The organism is Amedibacillus sp. YH-ame10 (assembly GCF_053848885.1).
Genome location: NZ_JBSPFA010000003.1, coordinates 98,156 through 109,909, shown reverse-complemented (window position 1 = coordinate 109,909; position 11,754 = coordinate 98,156). Strand labels below are relative to the sequence as shown.

Sequence of the window (11,754 nt, the reverse complement as noted above, 5' to 3'; positions counted from 1 at the left end):
CTCCTAATTCCTTGCTTAACGTACATTCCCATGGATGTCATAGAAATCTACATATGTATCCCATGGGGATGGTAGATACTCTTCTGAGTATATTTTCTTAAAAAACGCATACGCTCTTGGATCATATTCTAATAATTCTGCTCTCGTATTTACTGGTCCACGAGTGCCATCCCATGTACCATCAACACCTTCCTCCATAACATTAAACCAAACGGTAGAAAGAGTTGCGAAGTATTCTTCATAATTACTAATTGCGTAAGTATTTGGCCATAATCCTTCTTGCTTTGCTTGCGCATATAGTTCTCTAAACTCATCCGCAATAGACGTGTCTTTCATATAATTGATTCCAATCAAATGTACGGCATGTGCAAATTCATGTACGAGGATACACTCATGTGTATACCTTGTTATATATTCACCCTCTAATACATGAAGGACATTCACTTCTGATATAGATGTGACTGGAATTTCCATAGTTCCACCAAAGCCTTCTACAGGGCGATGTAGAAACAGGCAACCTGCACGATGCTCTGGTATTTCATAAGCATCCTGACCTTTTGCGTAGATTGCTAGTTCTGCCCCAGAACCTTTTAAAATAGCACTTGCTTCTGGAAGCTTTAACAACATAAAATCAAGGATTGTTTTTGCCATTGTGTGTGCTTCATCGGACACAGTACTGCTAGATTTGATTACAACTCCACATTTACATGTTGTGAACTTTGTATAATATGGACAATATTCAATTGGATAGAATACATGTGGAGTAGATGGTACATTTTCTTTGCTTCGTATATTTTTTAAGACTTCAATTTTATAGTTTTGAATTTCTTCAATACAAATATCTTCGTTTAAGAAGTATGTCGTTTTACATTTGTTTTCTTCATAAACAGTTCCACGATCCCATTCTTCGTCATCGCTTCTTTCATATGTAGCTATACGACGCTCGTGATGATAAACGCCTATATTTTCACTGTATTGAGAATTCAAAACTGGTTGATCCCAATATATCTCCAAATGACGTTTATCGATCATTTGCGCTACTTTGATGATTGGACCTATTTCATTCATACGGATACCTCACTATACAATTTGATCAATTTTCTTAGACATTTTGATTAAGCATAATCCAGTTACAATAAGCAATACCACCATGATTGGGAAGATCATCATCTGTTGATCTGCAGTCACAAAGAATTTGAACGCTATGATACTAATACCATTCGCAATAGAGTTGGATTGTTGCCAAGCAGATTGCATCTGTGTTTCATATGATTTTGGCGCTAGTTTTGCTGTCATGGATACACCAATTGGATTGATGAAGTTATCCCCAACAGTTAAGATGATATAGTATCCTACAACCCATAGAGGTGAGAATAGAGTTCCTTTTCCACCAGTTAATACAGGGATTGCTAAGATGGCATATGCTGCAGCATTCACAAAGATACCAATAGAGAATTTTCTTGTTACTTTTAATTTACCAAATTTAGTAGAACCCCAAATGTAAACGAATACGGCCCCCATAATCAATCCTGCTAAATTATAAATGGATGTGAAGGTAGCTGGAGCAAATTCAAATCCCAAGAATGTACGGTTGATTTTCGCTTCCACAAACACTGCTAAAGCTGTGTTCAATAGAACTGCTGTTAAGGCTACAACACATTGTACACAGAAGATTTTTAAGAACGGTTTCATCTTTTTGTGTTCGTGGCTTGGAATCTTTTTGTTTGTATATAATTTGTATAAGAACACCATAGGAACTACGAATGAGAATGTAGTTATAATATTAAGTATTCCATCGAAGTCCATGACTTTCATTTGAACCGATATTAGAATCGCCGCAATACCTACTACTACAACTACGCCGAATATGCTCAATACTTTTTTCAATTCAGGTTTTGGTACTGGATTTGCAGGATGTTCTCCAATGGTACCGAAGAAACGTTTTCCTGTAAACAAAATAACAAGTCCATATGCTAATGCTGCTAACGCACTAAGGAAGAATCCTAAATGATAATCGCTCATACCGATAAATCCAATAAGAATTGGTGAAACCATACCAGTGATTGCATTTGCTACATTGTGAATTGTAAATGCCGCATCACGTCTTCCATCATCATCTCCACGGTATAACATCCCTGTCATAGATGGATTTGCTGCACCCATAATTGGTAAAGACATTAAGATTAAAGATAATACCGCAAACACTCTACCTTGTGTTAATGAGAATGCAGGCACTGCCAATAAACCGAACGCAATAGCCTTGACGATATTCCCTACAACCAACGCTCTACGAGGTCCCAAGACACGATCAGATAACCAACTACCTACAATTACGAATAATGAATTACAAGCACCCATTGCTGCGATCATACTTGCTGCTTGCCCTTCAGAGAAACCAAGTCCCTTGGTGTATGGACTATATAGATAATAAATTAAGATTGCATATACACCACCCCATGCAAAAGAGTTAAAAAAGTTTCCTGCTGCTAGTGCCCCTAAACCTCTTGGATGACCGAAGAATTTTTTGTCATAATATACGGCTTCCAATTGAGGATCAACCTGTTTGTTGATTTCTACGTTTTCATTTGTCATATTCTTTTCCTCACATTCATATCATTTTCAAGAATCTTCCTAGGATTGTCGACTCGTTCTTGACTTCTAAATTATAGAGGTTTTCAAACACGTTCGTCGACCTATTTTTCTTACAATAGGTGCACTTTTGTTACTTATTTTATAAAATATCAGTAAAAAAATTGCATTTTTGTTATTTCTCTATCCCCTATACTGCAAGCGTTATCATTACTCATGTAATCGTTTTCTTGTGTTTTTAAACTAAAATATACACCAAAATAGTAAAATTATATAAAAAAAGCCCAATATATTGAAGTGGACTTATATTATATATAGTGGATTTTTGTTACTTTGATAAAAATACAAAACGAAAAGGTGGATATCCACCTTATGTAAACTCATATGTTGTTACACTATGAAATTTGGTATTTGCTTTTAAGATTGTTTCCGGTTCTTCTTGCACATGAATAGCATCTGGAAAAAATGATGTTTCTATACAACACGCACAATGCCCTACATACTCTTTTCCACCCTTACCAATACAAGGTTTCTCATAGTCAGGTACATAGAAATGAAAGCCTGGCATATCACTCTTTACTGTTAATTTACGTTTTGTCGTTTCATCATAAATACTAACTTCATGTTCTTTCGTTGAATCAAATATAAAATAATGATCATATCCATTCGCAAAGCGAATTTGTTCATCCTCTTTACAATAGATACCTTCTTCTATTCGTTTCCCATCACGAAAATCAAATGGTGTATTTTCTACCTTTTTGATACAACCACTCACTAAACGATCTTCATCATTTTCTGCATATTGATCACAGTTCATTTTTATAATTTGCTGGTCCACACTACCATTCCCTTCCCCTTGCAAAGCAAAATAAGAATGGTTGGTAAGATTACACAAAGTATCCTTATCACTTAGCGCATCATAACTAACTTCTAATTTCCCATGAACAAGAGAAAATGTCACCTTAATTTCCATGGTTCCTGGATATCCTTCTTCCTGATCTTCGCTTATATAACGAAATACTAATTTTTGATTTTCAATGGAAGCCTCAAATATTCTGCCATGAAGGCCTAATAGACCTCCATGCAATGCATTTCCATGATCATTTACATCCAATGCATAGCATTCATCATGGAGCGTAAAAGACCCTCCTTTGATACGATTGGCACAACGCCCTATCGTTGCACCAAAGTAATTCTCAAACGTCATATATTCATCGATACTATCATATCCCAATACTACATCGCTATGATTATCAAGATATTGAATCGAGGTAATCGTAGCCCCTAAATTGATAACTTTCACAATAAGCTTATCGCTTATTAAAGACCATTCTCGTATATGTTTATACTTTGGATCAAATACTTCACTCGTAATTATCATATGCGTCCCTATGAATGGTTTTGTCCATAATACGCATTTGGTCCATGTTTGCGTAAATAATGTTTATCCAATAATTCTTGTTGCATACGTTCCGTTTTATTTTGAAGTACAGCACCCGCAAATGCCATCGCAGCACACTCTTCCATTACTTTTGCATTATGTACCGCCTCTACTGGTGATGTACCCCAAGAGAATGGACCATGACTATGCACAAGCACTCCTGGCATTTGATCTGGATTGATATTTCTTTCTTTGAAGGTATCCACAATGACATTCCCTGTTTCTAACTCATAAGACCCTTGTATTTCAGCTTCTACCATTTTTCTTGTACATGGTATATCACCATAGAAATAGTCAGCTTGTGTCGTTCCTAACGCTACAATGTCTTGTCCTACTTGTGCAAATGAAGTTGCCCAACGAGAATGCGTATGCACTGCACCACCAATATTAGGAAAGTTTTTATAAAATGCAATATGTGTCATTAAATCACTGCTTGGTTTTAAATTTCCCTCTACTACGTTCCCATCCATATCACAAAGTACAATATCTTCTACTTTCATATGTTCGTATTCTACTCCACTTGGTTTGATCGCGATGATTCCTTTTTCACGATCAATTCCAGATACATTCCCCCAAGTAAAGGTTACTAGTCCATAGACTGGTAATAGAAGGTTTGCCTCAAGCACTTCTTTTTTTAACTCTTCTAACATAGCTATTCTCCTCTATTTCAACTTCCAGATGACATCATTCCAACGAAGTTCATTTCTCAATTCTGGAATGGTTGTATGTGCACCAATATGTATGAATTCCATATCCATAATCTGTGCAAAGTCTTCTAATTCTTCTGCGGTCAAATCATAACTAATGACAGAATGATGTGCTCCACCTGCATAAATCCACGCTTCTGCACTTGTCTCTAAATTAGGAAGTGGTTTCCATAATACACCCGCAACAGGTAGGTTTGGCATTTCATGTTCTTGTTTTTGACATACTACATCATTCACAATCATACGGAAACGATCTCCCATATCAACGATGGTTGCTAAAACCGCTGGTCCTTCTTTTGCCTTGAATGTTAAACGAGCAGGATCTTCACGATCTCCGATTCCTAATGGTACTACCTTAATTGCAGGTCTTTCAGCCGCAACACTTGGACATACCTCTAACATATGTGCCCCCATATTCATAGCCTGTTTTGGATCAAAGTGATAGGTATAATCTTCCATAAAGGCTGTTCCACCTTGTTTATCCACACACATCATCTTCATAATTCTACACAATGCCGCTGTTTTCCAATCTCCTTCACCTGCGAACCCCATGCCTTTACGCATCAAATCCTGTGCTGCTAAACCTGGAAGTTGACGTAACTGTTGTAAGTCTTGGAAGTTTGTATGGAACGCATTGTAATCCCCTTGTTCCTTCATAAACTTTTCAATTGCGACCTCTTCTCTTGCTTGATAGCGAATAGACGCAATATCATCTGTTTCAATTGTATATAAACGTTTGTATTCTTCCATTTGTTGATCAATTTCTTCTTCTGTTACATTGTCCACATAACGAATAATATCTCCAACACCATAATGATCGATAGTCCAACCAAATTTAATCGCAGCTTCTACTTTATCCCCATCCGTTACCGCAACTTCACGCATATTATCAGAGATACGCAATACCTTTACCTTTTGACTTTCAAATGCGCCAACTGCAGCACGCATCCACTTATTCATTCGATTACGCATTGTCACATCTTCCCAATACCCTGAAATCACCTTTTGTGAAAGCCTCATTCGTGTAATGATATAACCATGTTCTCGATCTCCATGCGCAGATTGATTCAAGTTCATGAAATCCATATCGATACTATCCCAAGGAATATCACGATTGAATTGTGTATTGATATGCAACAAGGGCTTCTTCAAAACTTTGAATCCTTTAATCCACATTTTACTTGGTGAAAATGTATGCATCCATGTAATTACACCAGCACAGTCTTCATCCGCATTCGCAAGGCAGATGGCATCATATATCTCTTTCTCATTTCGTACCACGCTATGATAAACGATTTCACATGGAATACTATCATCCTGATTCCATCCTTTCACCATCATATTCGCATGTTCATTTACGGATGCTAAAACATCCTCTCCATAAAGGTCTTGACTCCCTACAATAAAATGGAATTTATAGGTACCTAATGTTTTCATTTTTCGCTCTCCTTCTGATGCATTTCATCAATAACATATCGTTCAATATGTAAACATTTCTTGTATTGTTTCATATATTCGTTAAATCCTTCTTGTTGAGTACCATCTGGTTGTACCGTATGTACCTCTGTTTTCGCAAACACGCTACTATTTAAGTAATCCAACAAACTATGATAATTCTTTTGATTCACACGATAAGATGCTAATACAGCACATCCCCATGCTCCACCTTCACCTGCTGTTTCCATAACACTAACTGGCGATTGTAGACCTGCAGCCATAATTTTTTGACCCACTTCTAAAGTCTTAAAGAATCCTCCATGACCAAATAAGTTTTCAATCGTTATGTTTTCTTCCTTTATCAATATATCCATGCCTAGTTTTAATGTCGCAATAGAGGAATACATCTGCACGAGCATAAAGTTCGCAAGATTAAACTCTCCTTGTGGATTTCGAATCACCATAGGAAACCCTTCTTCAAATCCAGTAATATGCTCTCCTGATAAATAATTGCATGCCAACAATCCACCACCATCAACATTGCCTTCCATCGCTTTTTGAAATAAACAATCGTATAGTTCTTCTGTAGATATTTTTACATTTAACATTGCTAATAATTCTTTATACATATTTACCCACGTGTTTAATTCTGATGTTCCATTGTTACAATGTACCATGGCGACTGGTTTTCCATCTGGTGTTGTCACGATATCAATTGCTTCATATGCTTTTTGAAGTTCTTTTTCTAATACGATCATCGCAAAGATGCTTGTACCCGCGGATACATTTCCACATTTTTCTTTGATACTATTGGTCGCAATCATTCCCGTTCCTGCATCACCTTCTGGAGGACAGAATACAACACCTGCTTTTAAATCCCCTTCAGGATCCAATAACACAGCTCCACTTTCACTTAGCACACCTGCATCATCTCCCGCAGATAGAACCTCTGGCATAATATCTTTTAGCTTCCAATCAAATGCATGTGACGCAACAAGTTCATCAAAGTTATCAAGCATACCCTCATGAAAACATCCCTTATTTGTATCGATTGGAAACATTCCACTTGCTTCCCCTATACCAAGTACTCTTTTTCCAGTTAAACGATAATGCACATATCCGGCAAGTGTTGTTTGATAACGTATGCTTCTTACATGTTCCTCATTGTTCAGGATGGATTGATACAAGTGCGCAACACTCCATCTTTGTGGAATATGAAAATTGAACACTTCACTTAATGCTTCACTTGCTTCTTGAGTAATGGTATTTCTCCATGTACGAAATGGAACCAATAATTCATCCTGCTCATTAAACACTAAATATCCATGCATCATAGCACTGATACCAATTCCATCGATATGACGAAGTACAATATCATATCTTTCTTTTACTTGTATTTTTAATTTATGATAACAATCTTGTAGACCTTTGATAACATCAGGTACATCATATGTCCAAATACCATCTACCATTTTGTTTTCCCAATCATGGTTTCCTTGCGCAATGACACGATGATGTTCATCAATCAATACCGCTTTGATACGAGTAGAACCAAATTCAATTCCTAAATAACTCTTATTCCCAAATAGGACATTTTCAATTCCTTTATCCATAGTCACAAACCTCCTTTTTCGCCTGTGAGCCCTTACACCTTGATTATATGTTGTAAAACACCTTAAAAAAAGAATTCCATTGCCCTCTTATAGACATTTATTGTCCTATGGGATAAAATACAAGTAGAGGTGATGATATGCTTGCCAATTTTGAACAACGCAAAGATAGTGAACGAGTATGGGCTGGGCGCTATCGCAATCTTCATAACATTGCCCACTGGCATATGGAACACGAACTTATCTATGTAGAAGAAGGAGAAGTATGCGTTTCTCATAACGATGAAGAGTACACATTAAAACATGGTGATTTATTCTTTATCCACAGCGGGCAAGTGCATTATATTAACGCAAACGAAGATAGCATTGTACAAATTTTAATGTACGATAGTTCCTTTTTACCTTCTACAATGAATACTTATGTCATCAAGCAAGCACTCATAAAACAACCCTATGATTTTTGTACTATCTTCGATTCCATAAAACATGAACAACAAAAAAAGGATTCTTTCTATATCGAAAAAATCCAGTTACTATTACAAACATTGTTATTAGACATTTATCGTCATGAGGAAATCATAAAGAAATTTGATGTAGATAGTGATGATCACCTTACAAGTTATAAAGAACTACTACAAGAAATTCAAACACAATATCATTCCATCACGTTTTCAAAAGCTGCGGATATGATGGGATTATCCACATCCTATTTTTCCAGATATTTTCATAAAATTTCTGGAATGACATTTTCACGTTATGTAAATACCATCCGTATCGAAAAGGCAATTGAATGCTTGAAAGAGGGTAAATATAGTGTTACGGAAATATCTATGCAATGCGGGTTTGATACCATACGTCATTTTAATCGTACATTTAAAGAAATCACTGGATTAACACCACGACAAATGCCAAAGGACTATATTTTATATCACTATACAACAAAGGTTCTAAATGATCCTTTCGACCCTACTTCAAAGGAGTCCATTTTGCTATAAAAATAAATACACAATGTTTATTGTCGATAGGAATTCTCACACCTACTATTTGGTATTGAGTATTCCTTTTTTCAGATTATATCCAATACAAAAATAAAAACATAAAAAAGTGCAACAACTACTAGAAAAGCTAATTGCCGCACATATACACTACATAATTTTTTCTTTTAATTCAGATAGCGTTTCACAAGATATAAATACTTTTGTTATTTCTAATGCTTGTTCGTGGCTCAATGTAGACAACCAAGCAGTTTCATTCGTTTCATATTTTTGCATGATCAAATCTGCTACAACAGAAAGATATGCTTCTTCTTTACCTTTACGAGAACCGATTTCAATGCCTTGTTGGACGCCCATTTCCATACCCTTTTCTATACCCTTTTCAAGGCCTTCCTTCAAACCCTTTTTCATCCCCTTTTTTATACCTTGTTTCATACCTTGTTCTAGCGCTATTTGAGTCCTTTCTTCCAATTGGTTTTCCACTCTCATTTCACCCATTTCAATTGCCATTGCGATAGACCAAAGATCTTCATCATCTTGCATATGTTCGTATTTTTCCATGATTGCTTTCACCAACCTTTCATCTGACTTCAGTATATCACGATTCCCACTGTTTTTAAATAGATAACAAAGCTGTTCAAATCCGCTCATATGTAAGGCACCTTTTTCTTTCGCTATACGCTCGATTGCAGGTAAATGAATGAAGATGCTCCTTATGAGTGAATCGCCTCCCATTGGATCTCCATCTTCATCTTTCAACTCATACTTATTGATTAATCTATGATTAGATAAAGCATATGCATCTATGAATACAATTTGATATACATGTTGTAACTTTCTGTAATTATCTCCTCTCTTTAACTGATTCGATAACATTCTAGTTAAATACAATTGAAATCTTTTATTATCCAACGATCCAATATAAGTTGTCTGCATTTCGATATCATATTCATTCCCTTGTTCATCTTTCACATGAACATCCAATATCACTCCCTTCTTACCGATAATTTTCGCATCCATAATCGGATTTAAAACTTTGCTCTCTTTGGGATGAATTCCCGTAAGTTCTTCAATGATGGTATGACGAATGAATTTCGATGTTTCATCATCTGCGCTTAATGCATACTTGAAAAATACATCATTACGAAAATTTACTTCTTTAGTTTTTGTGATCATCATTATGATTCCTCCTTGGAAAGGGTATACCCCTTCCATAGGTATATACGAAATAAATTTCAAAAATCCTAAAATTTTTACGTATTTGTTAAATTAATTCAAAAAAAGACGAATCTTTCGATCCGCCTAGAATAATCCTACAATATGTCCTTCTTCGTTAATATCCATGTTTAATGCTGCAGGTTGCTTTGGAAGTCCTGGCATCGTTAACACTTTTCCAGTCAACGCAACAATAAATCCTGCGCCAAGTGATGGACGAAGTTCACGCACTGTAATTGTAAATCCAGCAGGTGCTCCATATAACTTATCATTATCACTTAAAGACATTTGCGTCTTAGCCATACAAATTGGCATCTTATTCCAACCAAGGGAATTATAAAGTTCAATTTGTGCTTTTGCTTCTTCGCTAAACTCAACACCATCTCCACCATATACTGTTTTTACAATGGTTTCTATTTTCTCTTCAATAGATTGTTCAACATCATATAATGGAGCGAAACTATTTTCTTTATCGCATAGTTCGATCAATTGGTTCGCTAAATCGATCGCGCCATCTCCACCTTTTGCCCAAACTTGAGACAATGACATTGGATGGTTGTTTTCTTTACACCAATTTTCTAATGCTTCCACTTCTTTTGCTGTATCTGTTGCGAATTCATTGATTGCGATAATATAAGGCAATCCGAAGTGTTTCACAGTATCGATATGTTTTGCTAAGTTGGAACATCCTTCTAACATTGCTTCTACATTTTCTTCTTTTAAATCTTCATATGCAACATTACCATGTTGTTTCAATGCACGAATGGTCGCAACTATCACAACTGCGCTTGGCTTTAAACCACCGAAACGGCATTTAATATCTAAGAATTTTTCTGCACCTAAATCTGCACCAAATCCAGCTTCTGTTACTGTATAATCAGCTAACTTCAAACAAGTTTTTGTTGCTAGGATAGAATTACATCCATGCGCTATATTTGCGAATGGTCCACCATGAATCAACACTGGGTTGTGTTCTAATGTTTGTACCATATTCGGTTTAATAGCATCTTTCAATACCATCGCAAGTGCCCCTTCGATTCCTAAATCTTTTACATAAATAGGTTCACCTTTGCTATTATAAGCAATCAACATATTACTTAAACGTCTTTTTAAATCCATCAAAGATGTTGATAAACATAATACAGCCATTACTTCAGAAGCTACTGTAATATTAAATCCATCATGACGTTCTACACCATTTGCTTTTGGTCCTTGTCCTATTTCAATAGAGCGAAGAGAGCGATCATTCATATCTAAACAACGTTTCCAAGTAATATTTTCAATATCGATATCCAATTCATTTCCTTGATGAATATGATTATCTAAACATGCACTTATTAAGTTATTTGTAGTGGTAATAGCATGCATATCTCCTGTGAAGTGAAGGTTGATATCTTCCATTGGAACTACTTGTGCATATCCTCCACCTGCAGCTCCACCCTTTAGACCAAAAACAGGTCCTAAAGAAGGTTCACGTAAGGCAATCATTGTCTTTTTACCAATTTTATTTAAAGCATCTCCCAATCCAACGGTTGTTGTAGATTTTCCTTCTCCAGCCTTTGTTGGATTGATCGCAGTTACTAAAATCAATTTCCCATCTTCTTTATCCGCATTGCGATTCAATAAATCTAAAGAAACTTTAGCTTTATAATTTCCATAGTATTCTAAATCACTTTCTTCTACGCCAATTTTTGCGGCAACATCCTTGATGTTTTCTAACTTGCATTCTTGCGCAATTTCTAAATCTGTCTTAAACATAA

General features: G+C 36.0%; 9 protein-coding genes. 1 reads left to right on the top strand and 8 read right to left on the bottom strand.

Translation table 11 applies throughout. The features are described from left to right. Positions 1–15: 15 nt before the first annotated feature. The 6 genes from ACWG42_RS02230 to ACWG42_RS02205 all read right to left on the bottom strand — a co-directional run bounded on the left by ACWG42_RS02230 (position 16) and on the right by ACWG42_RS02205 (position 7,787). Positions 16–1,068, bottom strand: a complete 1,053-nt coding sequence (locus ACWG42_RS02230; protein WP_455789873.1) for a hypothetical protein — start codon at positions 1,066–1,068, stop codon at positions 16–18. 12 nt (positions 1,069–1,080) lie between these two features. Next, entirely contained in the window at positions 1,081–2,592 is a 1,512-nt protein-coding gene (locus ACWG42_RS02225; protein ID WP_455789872.1) for a peptide MFS transporter, read from the bottom strand. 367 nt (positions 2,593–2,959) lie between these two features. Further along, positions 2,960–3,970 (bottom strand): aldose epimerase family protein, encoded by a 1,011-nt coding sequence (locus tag ACWG42_RS02220; RefSeq protein WP_455789871.1) that lies wholly within the window; start codon positions 3,968–3,970, stop codon positions 2,960–2,962. 8 nt (positions 3,971–3,978) lie between these two features. After that, positions 3,979–4,680 (bottom strand): L-ribulose-5-phosphate 4-epimerase, encoded by a 702-nt coding sequence (locus ACWG42_RS02215; RefSeq protein WP_455789870.1) that lies wholly within the window; start codon positions 4,678–4,680, stop codon positions 3,979–3,981. A gap of 12 nt (positions 4,681–4,692) precedes the next feature. Beyond that, on the bottom strand, positions 4,693–6,174 hold the full coding sequence (gene araA / locus ACWG42_RS02210) for an L-arabinose isomerase (RefSeq protein WP_455789869.1): 1,482 nt from the start codon (positions 6,172–6,174) through the stop codon (positions 4,693–4,695). Further along, positions 6,171–7,787 (bottom strand): xylulokinase, encoded by a 1,617-nt coding sequence (locus ACWG42_RS02205; RefSeq protein WP_455789868.1) that lies wholly within the window; start codon positions 7,785–7,787, stop codon positions 6,171–6,173. The genes araA and ACWG42_RS02205 overlap by 4 nt, the downstream gene beginning before the upstream one ends. 137 nt (positions 7,788–7,924) lie before the next feature. Between ACWG42_RS02205 and ACWG42_RS02200 the strand changes: the two genes are divergently transcribed. Beyond that, positions 7,925–8,779, top strand: a complete 855-nt coding sequence (locus ACWG42_RS02200) for a helix-turn-helix domain-containing protein (protein ID WP_455789867.1) — start codon at positions 7,925–7,927, stop codon at positions 8,777–8,779. 150 nt (positions 8,780–8,929) lie between these two features. On the opposite strand, the gene ACWG42_RS02195 is transcribed toward ACWG42_RS02200, so the two are convergent. Then, complete coding sequence (locus tag ACWG42_RS02195) at positions 8,930–9,958, bottom strand: Rpn family recombination-promoting nuclease/putative transposase (protein WP_455789866.1); 1,029 nt, start codon at positions 9,956–9,958, stop codon at positions 8,930–8,932. Between the two features lie 123 nt (positions 9,959–10,081). Continuing rightward, the gene (locus tag ACWG42_RS02190; protein WP_455789865.1) at positions 10,082–11,752 is read right to left on the bottom strand and encodes a formate--tetrahydrofolate ligase; all 1,671 of its coding nucleotides are present in this window, start codon (positions 11,750–11,752) and stop codon (positions 10,082–10,084) included. Positions 11,753–11,754: the final 2 nt, after the last annotated feature.